Raw genomic sequence first — 19,460 nt, 5'->3', positions numbered from 1 at the left:
AGCCTTCGATCTCATCCCCACCGGTGCGCCGCCCGTGCCCGGCCGATGCCGCGCGGTCCGCGCGTGAGCGGTGCCCTGAGCGCGGACGAGGCGGAGGTTCTCCGGCGCCGCACCCGTGCCCTCGAGGACGAAGTCACCCGCCTGCGCACCGCGCTCGCCGCGAGCCGGGTGGAGGTACGGGACGAGGCGTCGCGGGACGAGACTGCCTTCGACCGCGCGTACTGGCACCGGCCCGCCCATAGCGACGCGGTCCTGCCCGATCCCGATCCCGAGCGGATCGACGATGCCGAGTTCCGCCGGCTCGCCGACCACCTGCCGATCCTGTGCTGGCTCGCCCGCGGCGACGGCTATCTCTACTGGTACAACAGGCGCTGGCTCGATTACTGCGGCACCACGCAGGCGGCCATGGCCGGCTGGGGCTGGCAGAGCGTCCACGACCCGGAGGCGCTGCCCCGGGTGATGGCGGTCTGGGCCGCCTCGATCGCCACCGGCGAGCCGTTCGAGATGGTGTTTCCCCTGCGCGGGGCCGACGGCATGTTCCGGCCGTTCCTGACGCGGATCGTGCCGCTGCGGGACGCCACCGGCCGGGTTGTGCGCTGGTTCGGCGTCAACGCCGAGATCGGTGCCCAGGTCCGGGCCGAGGCGGCGCTGCGCACCTCCGAGACGCGCCTGCGCCGGGCCCAGGAGGCCGGCGGCGTTGGCGTCTTCTCCATCGACCTCGACCAGAACGTCATCCACGCCACGCCGCACTTCTTCCGCCTGTACGGCCTGGCCGAGCAGGAGACGCTGCCGATCGACGCGGTCGTCCGCCTCGTCATCCCGGAGGATGCCGGACGCGTCGCGCAATGGGCGGACCGGGGCGCCGGCCTGACCGATGCCGACGTGGCCTATCGGATCCGGCGGGCGGATGACGGCGCGGAACGCTGGATCGCCCGCCGCGGCGCGCTCGAACGCGACCCCGAGGGCCGCCCGATCCGGTTCGTCGGGGCGGTGCGCGACATCACCGACCACAAATCCGCCGAGCAGCGGGCGGAGGCCGACCGGCGCGAGCTGCGCCTCATCACCGACGCGCTGCCGGTGCTCATCGCCTTCATCGACCGGGACTACGTCTACCGCTTCGCCAACGCGGCGTATCAGGACTGGTTCTTCCGCCCGGCCGCGGAGATCGTGGGTCAGGACGTGCGGGTGCTGCTCGGGCCCGCGGCCTTCGAGCTGCGCCGCGCCTATGTCGAGCGCGCCCGCGCCGGCGAGGCCGTCCGGTTCGAGATCGCCTGGCCCCACCAGGATGGGCGCCACCGCGACGCAGAGATCCGCTACCTGCCCCGGCGCGGCGCCGACGGTGCGGTCGATGGCTTCCACGTGTTCGTGCAGGACATCACCGACCGCAAGCGGGTCGAGGCCACCCTCCTCTCCGAGGTCACCCAGCGGACCCGCGAGCGCGACCGGCTGTGGGAGACCACCAACGACCTGATGGGCACGGCGGGCCTCGACGGATTCCTCAAGACCGTCAATCCGGCCTGGACGCACATGCTCGGCTGGAGCGAGGCGGAACTGCTCGGCCGGCCGTTCCTGGACATCGTCGATCCGGGCGACCACGCCGAGACCGCCGAGGTGGTGGGCCGCCTGTCGGCCGGCGAGACGGTGGCGGGCTTCGTCGACCGCGTCCTGACCCGCGCGGGCGAGCGCCGGGTGGTGATGTGGACGGCGGTGCCCGATCCGGGAACCGGGCTGTTCTACATCGTCGGGCGGGACCTCACCGAGCAACGCCGGGTCGAGGAGCAATTGCTCCAGGCGCAGAAGATGGAGGCGATCGGCCAACTCACCGGCGGCATCGCCCACGACTTCAACAACCTGCTGACCGGCATCGTCGGCTCCCTCGACCTGATGCAGACCCGCATCCAGCAGGGCCGCACCGACGCGATCGAGCGCTATGCCCGCGCGGCCCTGTCGTCGGCCAACCGCGCCGCGGCGCTGACCCACCGCCTCCTCGCCTTCGCCCGGCGCCAGCCGCTGGAGCCGCAGCCGACCGCGGCCAACCCGCTGGTCACCGGCATCGAGGACCTGCTCCGGCGGACCCTGGGCGAGCGGATCCACCTCGAACTCGTCACCGCGGGCGGCCTGTGGCTGACCCTCTGCGACCCGCACCAGCTCGAGAACGCGCTGCTCAACCTCGCCATCAACGCCCGGGACGCGATGCCCGAGGGCGGCCGCCTCGTGATCGAGACCGCCAACGCCCATCTCGACCGCGCCTACACCCGCGTTCACGCCGGCGTGAACGCGGGGGCGTATGTCTGCCTCAGCGTCAGCGACACCGGGACCGGCATGAGCCCGGAGGTCGCCGCCCGGGCGTTCGACCCGTTCTTCACCACCAAGCCCCTCGGCCAGGGCACCGGGCTCGGCCTGTCGATGATTTACGGCTTCGCCAAGCAGTCCGAGGGACATGTCCGGATCTACTCGGAGCCGGGTTGCGGCACGACGGTCAAGCTCTATCTGCCGCGTCACCACGGCGTCGCACCGTCCGAGACGGCGGAATCCGGTCTCGTCGCGCTGCACCGGGCCGAGCACGGCGACACGGTGCTCGTGGTGGAGGACGACCCGGTGGTGCGCGACCTGATCGCCGAGGTTCTGGGCGACCTCGGATACACCGCGCTCCAGGCTGCGGACGCCGAGGCGGGCCTCGCGCTGCTGCGCGCGCCGGGGCGGATCGACCTGCTGATCAGCGACGTCGGATTGCCCGGCGGCCTCAACGGCCGGCAGATGGTCGACGCCATCCGCCCGGACCGGCCGGACCTGAAGGTCCTGTTCATCACCGGCTACGCCGAGAACGCGACCTTCGGCAACGGCCACCTCGAACCCGGCATGCGGATGATGACCAAGCCGTTCCCGGTCGAGGCCCTGGCCGCCCGGGTGCGGGCGATGATCGCGGGCCTCGACTGACCGGCCATGTCGCTCACCACCCGCATCCTGCTGCTGGTGCTGCTGGCGCTCACCCCGGCGCTGGCGATCCAGGGCTACAACGAGGTCGCGCTGCGCACGAGCCGCGATGCGGCGGTGCGCGCCGACGCCCTCGCCACCGTCCGGGGCGCGGCTGAGGATTTCGCCCAGCTGTCGGAGCGGATGCGCCAGGCCCTCGACCTCATCTCCGGGGATCCGTCCGTGCGGGCACACGACCCCGCCGCCTGCGCAGCCTACCTGAAGCGGTCCGCCGCCCGGCTCCCGCACGTGATCCTGATCGCACTCACGGATCCCGCCGGCGCGGTGATCTGCGACAGCGCCGGCTCGGCGCCGGGATCCTACTCGACCGGCGCGCGCGCCTATCATCACCGCGCCCTGGAGGCCGGCGGCTTCGCGGTCGGCGGCTACGCGCTGGGGACCGTCTCGAACCGGCCCTCGATCCACTTCGCCCGGGTCGTGGCCGGTGGGGACGCGACCGACGGCCCCGCGACCGGCCTTCTGCTGGCCGCCGTCGATCTCGACTGGCTGTCCGACCATTTGGAGCAGACCCTGCACCAGGCCGAGACGGCCATCACGGTGACGGACCGCGACGGCCTGATCATCGCGCGGCGCCCGGACGGGGCGGACTGGATCGGCAAGCCGATCCCGCCGGAGCGCGGCGTGATGCGGACGGCCCGGGACGGCGAGGTGCGCATCGACGAGGGCCTCGACGGCCGCACCCGGGTCATCGCCACCGCCATGCCGGAGGGACCGCTCGCCGGGGTGCGCCTCGTGGTCGGACGCGACAGCGCGGCGGCCTTCGCGGATATCGATGCCGCCACCCGCCGCGGGCTGGTGCTGATCGCCCTGGGCGCGCTCCTGGCGCTGGCCGCAGCGCTCCTGGCCGGACGGATGTTCATCCGCCGCCCGATCGACCGCCTGCTTCGCACGGCGGCCGCTTGGCAGGTCGGCAACCTCGCCGCCCGCACGGGCCTGCGCGGTGCGACGGAGTTCGGCCGCCTCGGGGGCAAGCTCGACGCCATGGCGTCCGCGCTCCAGAGCAACACCGACGCGCTGCACGCCGAGATCCGCCACGGTCGCGCCCTGCAGGAACAGCAGGTGACGATGCTGCACGAGCTGAACCACCGGGTGAAGAACACCTTGGCCACGGTGCAGGCCCTGGCCCGCCAGTCCCGCGGCGCCGAGGGCGTCCTCGAGGCGCGGATCCTGGCGCTGTCGAAGACCCATGATCTCCTGACCCGCGAAGACTGGAGCGGCGCCTCCCTGCGTGAGGTGCTGGAGAGCGAGCTGAGTCCCTATCGCACGGAGGGCGACCAGATCGCCCTCGACGGGCCCGACGTCGCGCTCTCCCCCCGGCACGTGCTGGCCCTGGGCATGACGATCCACGAGCTGACCACCAACGCCGGCAAGTACGGCGCCCTCTCGGTGCCGGAGGGGCACGTGCGGGTCGCGTGGTCGCTGTCCGCGCCGGAGGGCGGCATGCCGCGCCTGCGCCTCACCTGGCAGGAGAGCGGCGGCCCGCCGGTGCAGCCCCCGGCCCGGGCCGGCTTCGGAACCCGTCTGATCTCCGGCGGCGTGCGGCGCGAACTCGACGGCCTGGTCGACCTCGCCTTCGAGGCCGGGGGCCTGCGCTGCCATCTGGACGTGCCGCTCGAACCAGGGCCGAGCACGATCCTGGTCCCGACGCAGTAGAGCGGCGCCCCCTCCTCCCGCAGGCGGCGGGTGCCCCGGATCACCCCCGGGGCCGCGCCACCGCGCGGGCGTCCTGCTTGACCTGACGCCAGGTGCGCCACGGCTCCAGGTTCGACAGCGCCATCCGGCGCAGGCCGAGCCAGCCGAGCGCGACCGCCGCGACCAGGAACGGCGTCGCCACGATCAGCGCCGCCGGCGCCTCGGAGCCGAACGGCACGGCGAGCAGCTTCACGATTCCGTCGAGCCCGAGAAAGAACGTGACGATCAGCAGCACGGGGATCGTGCCGACGATCGCGACCAGCGAGACGATGGCCCGGACGTTGCCGTCGATCTCGGCCCGCGCCAGGCTCAGCAGCGATTCCAGATGCGTCGCGCTCTCGCGCAGGGCCGCGACCAGCAGGGCCAGGGTGCCGTCGGCTCGTTGACGCATGGTGCGGGTCTATCCTCTCGAACCGTCAGGGCCTGGGCCAACCGAGCCGCCCGCGCAAGCGTTCCGGCCCGACGCTCACAGCATCAGCAGCACGGCGCCGAGGATGAGGAACGTCGCGAGCGCCGCCAGGGCGACGGCCCGGGTGGCGTCGCGGCTGTCGTCGGGATCCCGGTCCGGCGCGGCGGCGGATCGAATCGGCCGGGGTTCCGCCGCGTCGGCCGGAGCTTCGGTCCCGCCGGCCGGCAGGGCCGGCGGCGGCGTCCCGGGCTGCTGCCCCGGGAGGATCACCGATCCCGGGATCGCCCGATCCACGGGCGGTCCGAACGCCTCCGGCTCGACGCTCACCCCCGCGGCGTCGAGCTCCAGCATCACCAGCACCAGGGCGTCGACATCCATGCGGTCGATCGGCAGGGCGGCCTGCAGGTCGTCCGCCGTGAGTGCCCCCCGCGCCCGGCCGAGGGCGATCAGCCGGTCCAACGTCCCGCGATCGATCGTCTGCGTCATCGCCAGCTCCGGCCGCCAACCGACCCCCGGCCGACCCCCCGAGGGCCGGTGCTCTCCCGACGAGAACCCACGAAGATCCCGGCGGTTACCGCGCGGTCACCGGCCGAGCGCGGGGGCGGTCGTCAGGGCGTCGCCGGCACCCAGGATCCCGGGCCGGTGCGTGCTGGCCCGGTGCCGGAGCATCGGCTTCTCGACTAGGTACCAGCTCAGGAAGCCCAGCGGGATCGCCGCCGCGAGGGCCAGGATCGCGGCCGTCCCGGGCGACAGGTCCGGCCGATGGGCGACCAGCAGGTTCTGCACGGGCCAGGCATAGAGATAGAGCCCGTACGAGGCGTCGACGCGCGCGGTGGCGCGGCTCAGGGCGTTGGGGCGCACCGCCAGGGCGAACCAGAAGATCAGGTAGCCGCCGAGCAGCGCGAAGGCCGGCTCGGCGAGCGGCGGGCTGAACATCAGCGGCAGGAGCAGCGAGGCGGCAGCGGCCGCGCCCCGGCCGGTATAGGCGATCTTGTCGCCGAACAGCTGGAAGGCGCCGCCGCAGCAGAACACGAAGCTCAGGCGGATCATCTCCGACAGAATGCCGAGCCCATTCCCGGGCTGGCCGATCGGCAGGACGAGCCAGCGCAGGGCCAGGACTCCCCCGAGGCCGGCGAGCAGGACGAGGTAGCGCCGCCGCCGCCGCAGGGCGCGCGCGCTGCCGACCAGACCGAGCAGCAGGTAGCAGCCGAACTCGCACGGAATCGTCCAGAGCGATCCGTTGAGCATCGGATAGGGCAGCGCCTCGAACGCACCCGGGACCACCGGCATCAGCAGCAGCGACAGGCGCAGCGCGGTCTCGGCCGGCGAGATCGCGGCCACGTCACCGCCGCTGAGGGGCGCGACGACGGCGATGCAGAGGAGGGACGCCACCACGAAGCCCGGATAGATCCGCAGCGCCCGCCGTTTCAGGTAGTCGGAGAACGAGCGCTTGGCGCGGTAGCTCGCGGTGATCAGGTAGCCGCTCACCAGGAAGAAGCCGTCCACCGCGACCTCGCCCAGCGACAGCGTGCCGAACACCTGCGTGAGCCATTCGCGCGACCGATTGCCGTCCGCCAGCTCCGGCGCGTGCGAGAGCACGACGAGGATCGCGAACAGCACGCGCAGCGTGCCGAAATTGTTCGCCGCCCGGTCTTCCCCACCGACCTGTTGCGACACCCGCCCCGCCCCGTGATCCCCTGGAAACCTCCAAGGGCCGGGAAACCGCACGCGGAGACAAGGCCGCCAGGGCAACACCCGGCAGCCATCGCGCCGCCGCCGCAGGAATCGGTTCGAGGCCCGGTCCCATTCCGGGCACGGACGCAGGCAGAGGCGGCTCCACCCAGGCCGTTGCACTGGCGCCGCGGTTGGGTTAGGAAATCGGCGCGGCTTGCACCCGTAGCTCAGCTGGATAGAGCGTTGCCCTCCGAAGGCAAAGGTCACACGTTCGAATCGTGTCGGGTGCGCCAATCTCCTCAATGATCTAGCGCGTCAGCGTAACGTGTCGGTTCGCCTGGGGTTGGTACCGGGCTTCGGTACGTCTGCGTACTGGCGGCGCTGTAATGCGGTGTGCCGTCCAGCACTGCCTTCGATCAGATGCCGGTGGGCTGAACCCGTGGCCTTTCCGATCAATCTCAGCCGAGGCGATCTGGTCGCGGGCCGGCTTCAGCCCCTGGATCCGGTCGCCTACACCGCGCCGTGCGGATCTCCGGCGCGGGGATTGTGCTCGGCCCTGCGCGCGCAGCCTTCGGGAGATCCCGTTCGTCACCGCCTGGTCGGCGACCGTGCCCGTTCGACGGCGCGGCGCAGGATGCGCGACAGGTCGGTGACCGAGTAGGGCTTGCGTAGCAGCTCGAAGCCGTGGGTGCCGTGAGCTGCAAGCACGTCGCTGTAGCCCGATGCCAGGACGACCGGGAGGTCGGATTGCCGGCGGCGGATCTCGTGGGCCAGCTCGACCCCGTTCATGCCGGGCATCACCACGTCCGAGAACACGACCTCGAAGCGGAACGGGACACGCTCGAACTCGCGCAGCGCCTTCTCTGCGTCCGTCGCCCAGACCGTGCTGTAGCCCAGTTCCTGCAGGGCCTGCGCCGCGAAGGCGCCGACTTCGAGGTTGTCCTCGACCAGCAGGACGCAGGTGCCGTGGCCGTCGGCCAGGGCCGCGGGCTCGGGCGCCTCGGCCTCCGGGACGGCCGCGGCCACCGCCCGCGGGAGATACAGGGTGAAGGTGCTGCCCGCGCCGAGGCGGCTCTCGGCGACGACCTCGCCGCCGGATTGCTTGGCGAAGCCGAACACCTGGCTGAGGCCCAGACCGGTGCCCTGCCCGACCCCCTTGGTCGTGAAGAACGGCTCGAAGATCCGCTCCAGGTCGCCGGGGGCGATGCCGGTGCCGGTATCGGTCACCGAGACCGCGACGAAATCCCCCTGCATCGCCGGGTGGGCCCGCACGGCCGGGACCCGGTTCACGGGCTGCACCCGGATGGTGATCCGCCCCTCGCCCGCCATGGCGTCGCGCGCGTTGACCACCATGTTGACCAGGGCCGTATCGAACTGGCTCGGATCGGCGTCGATCAGGCATGGGCTCTCCCGCCCCGCCGCGTCCCGCAGGGGCACGACCTGCATGTCGACCTGGATGCGCGCGCCCGTCAGGGTCCGCACCATGTCGGAGACCGAGGCCACGCCGCGGCCGACGTCGAACACCTCGGGCTGGAGCGCCTGGCGCCGGGCGAAGGCCAGCAACTGGCCCGTCAGCTTGGCGGCGCGGGCGACGGTGTCCGAGATGGCGTCGACGTACCGGGTCCGGCGTTCCTCGGGGAGGTTCGGGCGCTTGAGCAGGTCGGTCGACGACTTGATCACGGTGAGCAGGTTGTTGAAGTCGTGCGCCACCCCGCCGGTGAGCTGGCCCACCGCTTCCAGCTTCTGGGATTGGCGCAGCTGCTCCTCGAGGGCCTTCCGCTCGGTGACGTCCCGGCCGGCCGCGTAGAAGTGGTCGCCGCGCGGGACCACGTTCCACGAGATCCAGCGATAGGCGCCGTCGCGGGTCCTGAACCGGACGTCCACGTCGTCGAGGTCGCCGGCCGTGATCACGCGCTCCAGCGCCTGTTCCGCAAGCGTCCGGTCGTCCGGGTGCACGAACGCGTCGAACCGGGCGCCGACCAGATCCTCGGCGGTCCAGCCGAGGGTCGCGGTCCAGGCCGGGTTCACCGCCCGGTACACGCCGTCGAAGCCGCAGACCACGAACAGGTCGCGGCTCGCCCGCCACAGGGTGTCGCGCTCGTCGGTCCGCTCCCGGGCGGCGGTCTCCAGGTGATCCTCGAGGCGGCGCCGGTCGGTGATGTCGTTGAACAGGATCGCGACGCGCCGCCGCGCCGGCTCGCCCACGCGCAGGGCATGGACGTCGAACCAGCGCCCCATCGACACCGCGGCGCTCTCGAAGCGCACCGAGCGCCCGGTCATGGCGACCGCGCCGTAGGTCTCGAACCAGGACGGTTCGAGATCGGGAACGAGTTCGCTGATCCAGCGCCCCGCCGCGTTCCGTAGGCCGGTATGGCGCTCGAAGGCCGGGTTGACCTCGATCAGGCGGTAATCGACCGCGCGGCCCTCGGCGTCGAACCGCATCTCCACGACACAGAAGCCGGCATCGATGGCCTCGAACAGGGTCTGGTAGCGCGCCTCGCTCTCGGCCAGGCGCTCTTCCTCGGTGCGGAAGCGGGTGACGTCCAGCTGGCTGGCGAAGAAGTAGCGCAACTGCCCCGCCGGATCGAAGACCGGACTGACGTAGAGCTCGTTGCGGAACGGCCTGCCGTCGCGGTGATAGTTCAGGATTTCGACGACCACGTCGCGGCGGGCCGCGATGGCGTCGCGGACCTTGGCGACGTCGGCGGGGTCCGTCCCGGGCCCCTGGAGGAACCGGCAGTTGCGGCCGATCAGGTCCTCCGCGCCGTAGCCGCACAGCTCCTGGAAGGCGCGGTTGGCGAAGACGATCGGATTGTCGGGCAGGTTGGGATCGGTGACGATCTGCGGCATGCGGGTCTTCTCCGCCGCTGTGAACAAGAGGTCGATCCCGGCCGCCGACGTGCGCTCGTTGCCGCTCGGCGCATGCACAGCGCTCGCGTTGGACGCCCGCAAACGCTCGATCTCGGCCTCGGCCTCCTGAAGGCGCCGACGCAGCGCGTCGTGTTCGACATCCATGCAGCGAAATCCCGCCCCCGCGTCGCCAGACCTGGCCGTCGGTCTCCCAACGGTCATGCCGTCCGGCGGCTCCATACCGTATCTGCCGGGTCGGTCGCCATGAAGACCGGGGCCGGATGACCCGGAACCGCGACGATTCAAATCAGCGCGGCGCGGACAGTCGGCGGCGGACGGGTCCGGGACCTCATGCCGTCAGGACCGCGGGAATCACCGAGCGCAGGCGGGAATAGCCGCGCGTGGATCGCGGCCAGGCGGTCTCGTCCCATGCACGACGAACCCGGATGCAATCCTCCGGCAGGGCATCGGCCGACGGGCCCACCGGAGCCCAGGCGGCGACGACCGGACGATCCCCGGACCAGCCCACCTCGACCGGGCGCGCTTCGCAGCCGAACCGCGCCGCCGCGCGCCGCAGCGCATCGGCCATCGCCTCGGCGTCTGCCGCCCGGACGCGCTCGGAGGCCCCGGGCGCGTGGGCCAGCAGGCCGCCGACGCGGACCACCCGGGCGTCCCCCAACGGCAGGCTCTCCGAGTGCAGGTCGTCGAGATGCAGCAGCAGCGCGATGTCGCCCGCCGGCGCGGCCTCGGCCCGGGGCAGCGGGACCTCGCGGGGCGGCATCGCCTCGTCCAGCGCGTCCGGTTCCTCGTCGAGGCCGACGGGGTCGAAGCGGCCCTCCGTGTAGCGCCGGATGTTCTCGGCGCGGGCGACGTAGTGCTTGCCCCGGGTGTGCAGGCCGGCCACCCAGCGCCAGGACAGGGTGTTGCTCGCCGGATCGCCGTCGATCAGGTGGTCCATGAAGAACGCGGCGCCGAGCGCCCAGGGCAGGCGCAGGGTGAAGATCCAGATCGAGGCGAACCACATCCGGGCGTGGTTGTGCAGCCAGCCGGTCTCGACGAGGTCGCGGGCCCAGTCGTCGAAGCCGTCGATCCCGGTCCGGCCCTCGACCGCCGCCGCGTAGGTCCGGCGCAGTCCGGGCTCGGCGGCGAGCCGCTCCCGGTCGCGAGCAACCAGGGCGTGGTAGTCCGTCCAGGCGGACGGGTGGGTCTCCAGGTGGCCCTTGAAGTAGGTCCGCCAGAACACCTCGGACACGAATTTCTCCGCGCCGCCGTCGCCGAACGCGTGCTCGGCGGCGGCCGCGACCTCGGCCTCCGTGATCAGGCGCCGGCGCAGGTAGGGTGAGAGGGCCGAGGTGGTCGGCTCGTGGCCGGGGCCGCGGTCGGTGTTGCGGCAGGCGGCGTAATCGGCTCCGGCTCCGGCCAGGAAGGCGGCGAGCCGGTCGAGCCCGGCGGCTCGGGTCATGGGGCGATTGATGGGAGAGGTGCGATCCATGCGCCGGAGTTAGCGCGCGGCCCGCGCCGTGCGGATGCGACCCATTCCCCGGACCGCCCGGGCGGGGGACGTGTTCGAAACGCGACCGCAAACGTTGCATCTCGGCGCCAGAACCATCAAACACACCCCAGATTTTCGGACCGTTCGGTGTGCCGCCCCTGGGCGAGGCGCGCCGAAGAGTCGGCCGTTCGACGCCGTCCGTGATCGTCCAAACAACAGGAACACGTGATGAAGACGCGCGCCGCGGTCGCGTGGGAAGCCAAGAAGCCTCTCACCATCGAGACCATCGACATCGAAGGGCCCAAGGCCGGCGAGGTTCTCGTCGAGCTGATGGCCACCGGCATCTGCCACACCGACGCCTACACCCTCTCGGGACTGGATTCCGAGGGCAAGTTCCCGGCGATCCTCGGCCACGAGGGCGCGGGCATCGTCCGCGAGGTCGGCGCCGGCGTCACCACGCTGAAGCCCGGCGACCACGTCATCCCGCTCTACACGCCGGAATGCCGCAACTGTAAATCCTGCCTCTCGCAGCGCACCAACCTGTGCACCGCGATCCGGGCGACCCAGGGCCAGGGCGTGATGCCGGACGGCACCAGCCGCTTCTCCTGCGTCTCCACCGGCGGCAATCCCGGCGGGTCGAACACCGTGTTCCACTACATGGGCTGCTCGACCTTCTCGAACTTCACGGTCCTGCCGGCCATCGCGCTCGCCAAGATCCGCGAAGACGCCCCCTTCGACAAGATCTGCTACATCGGCTGCGGCGTGACCACGGGCATCGGCGCCGTGATCTACACCGCCAAGGTCTGGCCCGGCGCCAACGTGGTGGTGTTCGGTCTCGGCGGCATCGGCCTCAACGTGCTGCAGGCCGCCCGGATGGTCGGTGCCGACAAGATCATCGGCGTCGACATCAACCCGGAGAAGCAGGCCATGGCCCGCAAGTTCGGGATGACCCACTTCATCAACCCGAACGAGGTCGGCACCGACAAGGTGGTCCAGGCCATCGTCGATCTCACGGGCGGTGGCGCCGACTTCTCCTTCGATTGCACCGGCAACGTCCACGTGATGCGCCAGGCCCTCGAATGCTGCCATCGCGGCTGGGGCGAGTCGATCGTCATCGGCGTGGCCGAGGCCGGCCGCGAGATCTCGACCCGCCCGTTCCAGCTCGTCACCGGCCGGGTCTGGCGGGGCTCGGCGTTCGGCGGCGCGCGCGGCCGTACCGACGTGCCGAAGATCGTCGACTGGTACATGGAGGGTAAGATCAACATCGACGATCTGATCACCCACACCATGCCGCTGGACGAGATCAACCACGGCTTCGACCTCATGCACGAAGGCAAGTCGATCCGTTCCGTCGTCGTCTACTGAGGAAGACCATCCGGGGCTCCCCGCCTGCTAGGCCGGGGAGCCCCGCGCACGTCCTCGCATTCTCGAAGACCCGGGCCCGCGATCCAGCCCCCGAGCGGGGCTCCCGCCTCCCGAGCAGGAGATCACAGCTGATGGAAACCGTCTCGAAGGCCCGCGCCCACGGCGGCACGCAGGGCGTCTACAAGCACGACGCGCAGACCACGGGATGCCCGATGACCTTCGCGGTGTTCGTGCCGCCCCAGGCCGAGAAGGGGCCGGTCCCGGTGCTCTGGTACCTGTCCGGGCTCACCTGCACGCACGCCAACGTCATGGACAAGGGCGAGTACCGCGCCGCCGCCGCCGAGCATGGCGTGATCATCGTGGCCCCCGACACCAGCCCGCGCGGCCCCGGTATCCCGGACGAGGAGGGCAACTGGCAGTTCGGCTCCGGCGCCGGCTTCTATCTGGACGCCACGCAGGCGCCCTATGACAAGAACTACAAGATGTGGAGCTACATCACGGAAGAACTGCCGGCGCTCATCGCGAAGGAGTTCCCCGCTGACATGACCCGCCAGGGCATCTTCGGCCATTCCATGGGCGGCCACGGGGCGCTCACCATCGCGCTGACCTACCCGGAGCGCTTCAAGTCCTGCTCCGCCTTCGCGCCGATCGCCCAGCCCTCCACGGCCGGCTGGTCGAAGCCGGCCTTCGAGAAGTATCTCGGGTCCGACACGGCCGCCTGGCGCGCCCACGACGCCACCGCGCTGATCGAGGACGGCAAGCGCTTCCCCGAGTTCCTGGTCGATCAGGGCACCGCCGACAGCTTCCTCCAGGACGGCCTGCGCCCCTGGCTGCTGGAGGAGGCCTGCAAGAAGGCCGGAATCGCGCTGACCCTCAACATGCACGAGGGCTACGACCACTCCTACTTCTTCATCTCGACCTTCATGGCCGACCACATCGCGTGGGCCGCCGCGCGCCTGAAGTAACATCGCGTCGGCGCCCCGCGCCGATCACGACCCCGCCGCCGGGCGCGTCCCGGCGGCGTGAAACCTCGGCTCCGCGAGGATGCGCGCAGCCCCTAATCGATGACCTCGACGATGCGCCGCGTCCGCGGCTCGACCAGCACGGGGTGGTCGTTGACGATCGTGTAGTTGTAGTTCGGCAGCGCGAATTCGGCCGGCACGTCGTAATAGACCACGCCGTCCTCCGGCAGCACGGTTCCGACCCGCACCGGCCCCGCGTAGGCGAAGGAGGGCCGCCGCTCGCCGATCGCGTAGATGCGGAAGCGGTCCCGCCGGTCGATCCCCAGGATGCTGTTGGCCGTGCCGACGGCGGCACCGATCGCGCCGCCGACGACGGCGCCGAGCGGGCCCGCGATGGCCTCGCCGCGCTCCCGTCCGTCCTGTGCGCCGCGCGCCAGGCCTTGCGCGTGAGCCGGCGCCACGAAGCCGAGCGTCAGCACGATCGGCAGGGAGATCCAGTGTCGCATGAGGTCCTCGTCAAGCAGCGGAAACGGTAGCGACGGTCAGCGGCACCACGGGGCGGCCCCGCACCATCGGATCGGAGCCCGGTCGATGGATCCCGTCGTGACGGGATCGGAGGCGGCCGGACCCGCGGCCGACCGCTCCGCGGGGCGGTTGGCCTTGACCAGCATCACGGCCGAGAAACAGCAGAGCGCGAGGGCCGCGATCCAGAGGACGCCCCTCGCCGTTCGGATCGTTCGCTTGGACATGCGCATGAGGGTGGGCGGCTTCGGTTAGCGAACCGTTTCACGCCCCGGCGCGCTTGAGCGGCGATCCCGCCTGCAGCGCCGGGGTTGGCCCGCTCCGGAGATCGGGCGCGGTCAGGCGCAGTAGGATTGCCCGTCGAGGCCGTGCGGCCGGCCGGCGGCGAGCAGGGTCTCCCAGACCGGCTCCGGAAGCGGTACGCCCTCGGCGAGGCGTTCCGCCTTCATGCGGCGCTCGGGCTCGCCCGGCAGCAGCACCGCGCCGCCCGGCGCCGGCTGGGCGGAGGCGAAGAAATCGAGATAGCTGCGCGCCTCGGCCGCGATCGCGTCGTCCGAGCCGAAGGCGCTCGGCGTCATGTAGAGCGAGAGCATGCCGTTGCAGACCCGGCGCTTGCCCGGCCCCGCCGTGCCGGAACCGGTGAGCGCGCCGGCCAGGAGCTCGCACATCAGCGACAGGCCCGAGCCCTTGTGCTCGCCGAAGGCCCGGATCGCGCCCCGGCCCTTCTGGTTGTCGCGCTCCGGCCCGTCGAGCGGACCGAACAGGGTGGTCGGGTCGGCGCTGAGGCGGCCGTCCGGCTCGATCAGGACGCCCTCGGGCAGGGGCTTGCCGCCCTGCGAGGCCACCAGCACCTTGCCTTCGGCGACCGCCGAGGTCGCGAAGTCGAGGACGATCGGATCGCGCCCCGGAAGCGGGAAGGCGGCCGCGATGGGGTTCGTGGAGAAGCGCCGCTCCACCGAGCCGAACGGCGCGACGAGCAGGCTGCCGGCGACGTTGACGAAATGCACCGAGATCAGGCCCGCGGCGGCAGCGCGCTCGGCCCATTCGCCGATCCGCCCGAGATGCCCGGCATGCCGCAGGGCGATGACCGAGACGCCGTGCTCCCGGGCCTTGGCGATGCCGAGATCGGTGGCGAACGGGCCGGCGGTCTGGCCGAAGCCGTACTGGGCGTCCACCAGCGCGAAGGCGCCTCCGTCGATCAGCACCTCTGGGGCGCGATCGGCCACGAGCTCGCCGTCGCGCAGCCACGCCACGTAGCGCGGCACCCGGATGACCCCGTGGCTGTCGTGGCCGGTGAGGTTGGCGGCCACGAGGAACTGGCCGATCCGCCCCGCTTCCGCCTCCGAGCAGCCCTCCCGAACGAATATGTCCCGCACGAAGGCGGTCAGTCCGGCGGCGTCGATCCGCATGATGGTCTATCTCCCGTCGTCGCGCCTCGCCGGGCGCGTTCGGGTAACGATCCTAGGCTTTCTTAACCCGCAAGGCGACCGGTTCGGGTGACGTGGGATAGACAATGAAGCGTCCCGCATGGCCCAATACAATCAACGTCGGGCATAAGAACCGGCGGCGGGACGGGAATGCCTATGAAGACGACGCGTCGCGTTTTCTTGACGGGTGCCGCTTGCGCGGCTGCGAGCGGCCTCGCCCCGGGGGTGATCCGATCGAGTCACGCGCAGGGCGCCGGCGCGACGATCCGGATCGGCATGGTGCTGCCGGTCACGGGCCCCGGCGCGGATGCGGGGCGCTTCGCCCTCAACGGCGCTAAGATCGCCCTGGAGGCGGTCAACAAGGCGGGCGGCGTGCTCGGCAAGCCGCTGGAGATCGTCACCGAGGACGACCAGACCACCAATCCCGGCGCCGTGCTGGCCTTCTCCAAGCTGGCCTCGCAGCCCGATCTCGTCGGCTTCCTGGGCTCGGTCCGCTCCACGCAGAACCACGCGATGGCGCCGGACATCCTCAAGACCGGCAAGCCGATGTGCTTCGGCGGCACCGACCCGGTGCTGACCCAGCTCGGCAATCCCTGGATGTTCCGCTTCCGGCCCAACGACAGCTTCTCGGCCCGGGTGATCGCCGAGCACGGCGTCAACGGCCTCGGCAAGAAGAAGTGGGCGATCATCCACTCCACCGACGCCTTCGGGACCAGCGGCGCCAAGGCGCTCACCGAGAGCCTGGGTAAGGTCGGCGCCACGGTCGTGCTCGATCAAGGCTACGCCAACCAGGGTCAGGACTTCACCCCCGTGGTGCTGGCGATCCGGCAGGCCGGGGCCGACGTGATCGGCTCGTACTTCACCTTCGAGAACGACCTCGGCATCTTCGCCCGCCAGCTCCGCCAGCTCGGCGTCACCGCCCCCTGGGTCGGCTCGCCCTCGATCACCAACGTCACGGCGCTGAAGCTCGCCGGTCCCTCGCTCTACGGCACCTACGGCGTGGCCGACTACGCGGAGGAATCGAGCGACGCGGCCCGGGCCTACGGCAAGGCCTACCGCGCCGCGACCAAGATCGCCCCCGACAACCAGTCCTCCTGGACCTTCGACGCGGTGACGGTCCTGGCGCTGGCGATCAACAAGGCGGGCAAGGCCGACCCGCAGGCGATCCGCGAGGCGCTGCTGGCGGTGCGGGGCCACGCGGGCGCCGAGGGCACCTACAACTTCGACAAGAACGGCGACGGCCTGCACGGCTACAACGTCGTGCGCAATGACAAGGGCACGATCACGTTCGACCGGCGCATCGACTTCTATCAGGGCTGAACACGTCGTCGCGGACGGGGCACGGGCGCGCACATGGACCTGATCCTCCAGCTCCTCTTCACCGGGATCGGCATCGGCTCGGTCTACGCCCTCGTGGCCCTGGGCTTCGTGCTGATCTTCCGCGCCACCAACGTCGTGAACTTCGCACAGGGCGAGTTCTCGATGGTCGCGGCCTTCCTGATGGTGGTGTTCGCCGTCGATCTCGAGTGGCCGTACTGGCTCTCGGTGCTGCTCACCATCGGCGGGATGGCCCTGCTCGGCGCCCTGTTCAACCTCGGCGTCTACTATCCCCTGCGCCACCGCACCTACCTGCCGGTGATCATCTCGACCATCGGCGCCTCGATCTTCCTGGCCAACACCACGCTCGCCCTCTACGGGCCGCAGCCGCAGGTCCTGCCGCCGGTGTTCGAGACGCAGGGCTTCCTGCTCGGCCCGGTCTTCCTCGACAGCCAGTACCTGCTGATCATCGCGGTGACCGCGGCGCTCGTGGCGTTCCAGTACTGGTTCTTCGAGCACACCCTGGTCGGCAAGAAGCTCCAGGCGACCTCCCAGGACAAGGAGATGGCGGCGCTCCTCGGCATCCCGGTCGCCGGCATGATCATGCTCACCTTCGTCTACAGCGCCGTGCTCGGCGGCATCGCCGGCATCCTCGTGGCGCCGGTGCTGTTCGTGTCGATCCAGATGGGCGCGACCATCGCGCTCAAGGCGTTTGCCGCGACGATCATCGGCGGGTTCGGCGACGTCACCGGCGCGATCATCGGCGGGCTGGCGCTCGGCATCATCGAGACCTTCGGGGCGGCCTACGTCTCGGTGCCGTACAAGGACGCCTTCGCCTTCATCGTCCTCGTGGCCTTCCTGGTCGTGCGCCCGCAGGGGCTGTTCGGCGAGCGCGTGGCGGAGAAAGCATGAGCGCCGATCCGACGACGGCCGGCCCGACCCTCACGGGCACCGCCTCCCGGCCTTCCCGGCCGCTGCCGCTCGGCGGCCTCGCCTATGCAGGCCTCGCCGCGGCCGCCGTGGCGCTCGCCGCGACGACGCCGTTCAGCGGCTACGTCCTCAACATCCTGATGCAGGCCGCGACCTACGCGATCGCGGTGATCGGGCTCACCGTCGTGCTCGGGCTGTGCGGCCAGATCAACCTCGCCCAGGCCGCCTTCTTCGGGATCGGCGCCTACGCGGTCGGGCTCGGCACGGTCGATCACGGCCTGAATTTCTGGCTGTGCCTGCCGATCGGACTGGCGCTCGCGGTCGTCCTCGGCGCGATCCTCGGCGCCTCGACGCTGCGGCTCGGCGGCCACTACCTCGCCATGGTGACGATCTCGTTCCAGCAGATCCTCACCCTGGTCCTGACCAACTGGATCCCGGTCACCCACGGTCCGGACGGGGTGCCCAACATCCGCCGCCCCGCCCTGTTCGCGGACGGACAGAGCTACCTCGCGCTGTGCGTGCTGGTCCTGGCGGTGGTCGGCTGGCTGGTCTGGCACCTGCCGCGGACCCGGCTCGGGCGCGCCATGCGGGCGGTGCGCGACAACGAACTGGCCGCGGGCGTCAGCGGCATCGACGTCTACCGCACCAAGGTCGCGGCCTTCGCCATCGGGGCACTGCTGGCGGGGCTGGGCGGCGGGCTGTTTGCCGGCAGCTTCACGTATATCAGCCCGGACCAGTTCTCCTTCGCCGAGTCGATCGTCTTCCTGACCATGGCGCTCTTGGGCGGCGTCGGCTCGCCGGTCGGCGCCGTGATCGGCACGGGCCTGCTGATCCTGATCCCCGAATGGCTGCGCTTCCTCAAGGAGATCCCGGGCCTGTACCTGGCGATCTACGGGCTGGCGGTGATCCTGATCGTCGTGTTCATGCCCGACGGCATCTGGGGCTTCCTGGGCGATCAGGTCCGGCGGCTGCGGCCCGCCAAGCCTGCGCCTGCGCCCGCCCCGGATCTGACCCTGAGCCAGGCGCGCGACGCCTCGGCGACCCTGCTGACGGTGTCGGGCCTGTCCAAGCATTTCGGCGGCCTCAAGGCCGTGGACGCGATCGACTTCACCGTCACCCGCGGCGGCATCCACGCGCTGATCGGCCCGAACGGCTCGGGCAAGACCACGACGCTCAACGTCCTGTCCGGCCTCTACACCCCGACCGGCGGCACCATGCGCCTCCAGGACCGGGACATCACCCGGTTTCCCCCGCACCGGCGCGCCGCGGTCGGGATCGGCCGCACGTTCCAGAACATCCGCCTGTTCCGCTCGATGAGCGCCCTGGAGAACGTGGTGATCGGCGCCGAGCGTCCGAACAACCCCCTCGGCGCAAGCGACCGGCCGGCGCTGGAGGCCCGGGCGCGCGCGGCCCTGGCCTTCGTCGGGCTGGAGGCGCGGGCGCAGGAGCCGATCTCGGGCTTCTCCTACGGGCACCAGCGCCTGATCGAGATCGCCCGGGCGCTCGCCGGCAACCCGACGCTGCTGCTCCTCGACGAGCCGGCCGCCGGGCTCAATTCCAGCGAGAAGAACGCCCTGACGGTGCTGCTGCGCCGGATGGCGGCCAAGGGCCTGACCATCCTGATCATCGACCACGACATGACCCTGGTCAGCGACGTGGCGAGCCACGTCACCGTCCTGAACTTCGGCCGGCGCATCGCGGACGGGGTCACCGCCACCGTGTTGCGCGAGCCCGCCGTGATCGAGGCCTATCTCGGGGAGGACGCCTCGACCGGGCCGGGCGCGGGGCTCCAGACCGCGTTGAAGACCGATCTCGCGCCGGCCTGA

14 protein-coding genes and 1 tRNA gene are annotated in these 19,460 nt (G+C 71.3%); 8 read left to right on the top strand and 7 right to left on the bottom strand.

The window, feature by feature from the left end:
* Positions 1-63: 63 nt before the first annotated feature.
* Both MFF40_RS03830 and MFF40_RS03825 read left to right on the top strand, forming a co-directional pair.
* Positions 64-2,937 carry a PAS domain S-box protein gene (locus MFF40_RS03830; RefSeq protein WP_238259715.1) on the top strand — a complete coding sequence of 958 codons (2,874 nt, stop codon included), beginning with the start codon at positions 64-66 and terminating at the stop codon, positions 2,935-2,937.
* Positions 2,938-2,943: 6 nt separating this feature from the next.
* The gene (locus MFF40_RS03825; RefSeq protein WP_238259713.1) at positions 2,944-4,647 is read left to right on the top strand and encodes a sensor histidine kinase; all 1,704 of its coding nucleotides are present in this window, start codon (positions 2,944-2,946) and stop codon (positions 4,645-4,647) included.
* 40 nt (positions 4,648-4,687) lie between these two features.
* Here MFF40_RS03825 and MFF40_RS03820 read toward each other — a convergent pair whose 3' ends face one another.
* The 3 genes from MFF40_RS03820 to MFF40_RS03810 all read right to left on the bottom strand — a co-directional run bounded on the left by MFF40_RS03820 (position 4,688) and on the right by MFF40_RS03810 (position 6,772).
* A complete protein-coding gene (locus MFF40_RS03820) occupies positions 4,688-5,077 on the bottom strand; it encodes a phage holin family protein (RefSeq protein ID WP_147898243.1) in 390 nt (129 codons plus the stop codon).
* A 75-nt stretch (positions 5,078-5,152) separates the two neighbouring features.
* Positions 5,153-5,581 carry an RNA polymerase sigma factor region1.1 domain-containing protein gene (locus MFF40_RS03815; protein WP_238259711.1) on the bottom strand — a complete coding sequence of 143 codons (429 nt, stop codon included), beginning with the start codon at positions 5,579-5,581 and terminating at the stop codon, positions 5,153-5,155.
* A 96-nt stretch (positions 5,582-5,677) separates the two neighbouring features.
* Positions 5,678-6,772 carry an acyltransferase family protein gene (locus MFF40_RS03810; RefSeq protein ID WP_238259709.1) on the bottom strand — a complete coding sequence of 365 codons (1,095 nt, stop codon included), beginning with the start codon at positions 6,770-6,772 and terminating at the stop codon, positions 5,678-5,680.
* Positions 6,773-6,985: 213 nt separating this feature from the next.
* Between MFF40_RS03810 and MFF40_RS03805 the strand changes: the two genes are divergently transcribed.
* Positions 6,986-7,062: transfer RNA gene (locus MFF40_RS03805), tRNA-Arg, on the top strand.
* Positions 7,063-7,357: 295 nt separating this feature from the next.
* On the opposite strand, the gene MFF40_RS03800 is transcribed toward MFF40_RS03805, so the two are convergent.
* Complete coding sequence (locus MFF40_RS03800) at positions 7,358-9,784, bottom strand: PAS domain S-box protein (protein WP_147897963.1); 2,427 nt, start codon at positions 9,782-9,784, stop codon at positions 7,358-7,360.
* 184 nt (positions 9,785-9,968) lie between these two features.
* Positions 9,969-11,081: an FAD-binding domain-containing protein gene (locus MFF40_RS03795; protein WP_147897962.1), complete on the bottom strand. Its 1,113-nt coding sequence runs from the start codon at positions 11,079-11,081 to the stop codon at positions 9,969-9,971.
* 258 nt (positions 11,082-11,339) lie between these two features.
* Between MFF40_RS03795 and MFF40_RS03790 the strand changes: the two genes are divergently transcribed.
* Positions 11,340-12,476: an S-(hydroxymethyl)glutathione dehydrogenase/class III alcohol dehydrogenase gene (locus MFF40_RS03790; protein WP_147856776.1), complete on the top strand. Its 1,137-nt coding sequence runs from the start codon at positions 11,340-11,342 to the stop codon at positions 12,474-12,476.
* A gap of 131 nt (positions 12,477-12,607) precedes the next feature.
* Positions 12,608-13,441 carry an S-formylglutathione hydrolase gene (fghA, locus tag MFF40_RS03785; protein ID WP_147897961.1) on the top strand — a complete coding sequence of 278 codons (834 nt, stop codon included), beginning with the start codon at positions 12,608-12,610 and terminating at the stop codon, positions 13,439-13,441.
* A 92-nt stretch (positions 13,442-13,533) separates the two neighbouring features.
* Here the strand turns inward: fghA and MFF40_RS03780 are convergent, their stop codons facing one another.
* Together MFF40_RS03780 and MFF40_RS03775 are read right to left on the bottom strand one after the other, a co-directional pair.
* Positions 13,534-13,944: a DUF1236 domain-containing protein gene (locus tag MFF40_RS03780; RefSeq protein WP_147897960.1), complete on the bottom strand. Its 411-nt coding sequence runs from the start codon at positions 13,942-13,944 to the stop codon at positions 13,534-13,536.
* 354 nt (positions 13,945-14,298) lie between these two features.
* Complete coding sequence (locus tag MFF40_RS03775; RefSeq protein ID WP_238259706.1) at positions 14,299-15,369, bottom strand: malate/lactate/ureidoglycolate dehydrogenase; 1,071 nt, start codon at positions 15,367-15,369, stop codon at positions 14,299-14,301.
* A 174-nt stretch (positions 15,370-15,543) separates the two neighbouring features.
* Here MFF40_RS03775 and MFF40_RS03770 point away from each other — a divergent pair, with 174 nt between their 5' ends.
* Genes MFF40_RS03770 through MFF40_RS03760 form a run of 3 tightly spaced genes read left to right on the top strand, consistent with a single transcriptional unit; the run spans position 15,544 to position 19,460 of the window.
* Positions 15,544-16,707: an ABC transporter substrate-binding protein gene (locus MFF40_RS03770; protein ID WP_147897958.1), complete on the top strand. Its 1,164-nt coding sequence runs from the start codon at positions 15,544-15,546 to the stop codon at positions 16,705-16,707.
* Between the two features lie 33 nt (positions 16,708-16,740).
* Complete coding sequence (locus MFF40_RS03765) at positions 16,741-17,616, top strand: branched-chain amino acid ABC transporter permease (protein ID WP_007562633.1); 876 nt, start codon at positions 16,741-16,743, stop codon at positions 17,614-17,616.
* Positions 17,613-19,460 carry a branched-chain amino acid ABC transporter ATP-binding protein/permease gene (locus tag MFF40_RS03760; protein ID WP_147897957.1) on the top strand — a complete coding sequence of 616 codons (1,848 nt, stop codon included), beginning with the start codon at positions 17,613-17,615 and terminating at the stop codon, positions 19,458-19,460. Before MFF40_RS03765 ends, MFF40_RS03760 begins: the two co-directional genes overlap by 4 nt.

It is taken from the genome of Methylobacterium mesophilicum, from assembly GCF_022179445.1.
Classification (GTDB): domain Bacteria; phylum Pseudomonadota; class Alphaproteobacteria; order Rhizobiales; family Beijerinckiaceae; genus Methylobacterium; species Methylobacterium mesophilicum.
The sequence above is the reverse complement of the archived record's forward strand: the minus strand, read 5'-3'. Positions and strand labels throughout refer to the sequence as shown.

Coding starts and splice junctions, on each gene's coding strand:
- MFF40_RS03780 (WP_147897960.1), bottom strand. CDS start 13,944: ATGCGACACTGGATCTCCCTGCCGATCGTGCTGACGCTCGGCTTCGTG.
- MFF40_RS03815 (WP_238259711.1), bottom strand. CDS start 5,581: ATGACGCAGACGATCGATCGCGGGACGTTGGACCGGCTGATCGCCCTC.
- MFF40_RS03770 (WP_147897958.1), top strand. CDS start 15,544: ATGAAGACGACGCGTCGCGTTTTCTTGACGGGTGCCGCTTGCGCGGCT.
- MFF40_RS03760 (WP_147897957.1), top strand. CDS start 17,613: ATGAGCGCCGATCCGACGACGGCCGGCCCGACCCTCACGGGCACCGCC.
- fghA (WP_147897961.1), top strand. CDS start 12,608: ATGGAAACCGTCTCGAAGGCCCGCGCCCACGGCGGCACGCAGGGCGTC.
- MFF40_RS03825 (WP_238259713.1), top strand. CDS start 2,944: ATGTCGCTCACCACCCGCATCCTGCTGCTGGTGCTGCTGGCGCTCACC.
- MFF40_RS03765 (WP_007562633.1), top strand. CDS start 16,741: ATGGACCTGATCCTCCAGCTCCTCTTCACCGGGATCGGCATCGGCTCG.
- MFF40_RS03795 (WP_147897962.1), bottom strand. CDS start 11,081: ATGACCCGAGCCGCCGGGCTCGACCGGCTCGCCGCCTTCCTGGCCGGA.
- MFF40_RS03775 (WP_238259706.1), bottom strand. CDS start 15,369: ATGCGGATCGACGCCGCCGGACTGACCGCCTTCGTGCGGGACATATTC.
- MFF40_RS03800 (WP_147897963.1), bottom strand. CDS start 9,784: ATGGATGTCGAACACGACGCGCTGCGTCGGCGCCTTCAGGAGGCCGAG.
- MFF40_RS03790 (WP_147856776.1), top strand. CDS start 11,340: ATGAAGACGCGCGCCGCGGTCGCGTGGGAAGCCAAGAAGCCTCTCACC.
- MFF40_RS03820 (WP_147898243.1), bottom strand. CDS start 5,077: ATGCGTCAACGAGCCGACGGCACCCTGGCCCTGCTGGTCGCGGCCCTG.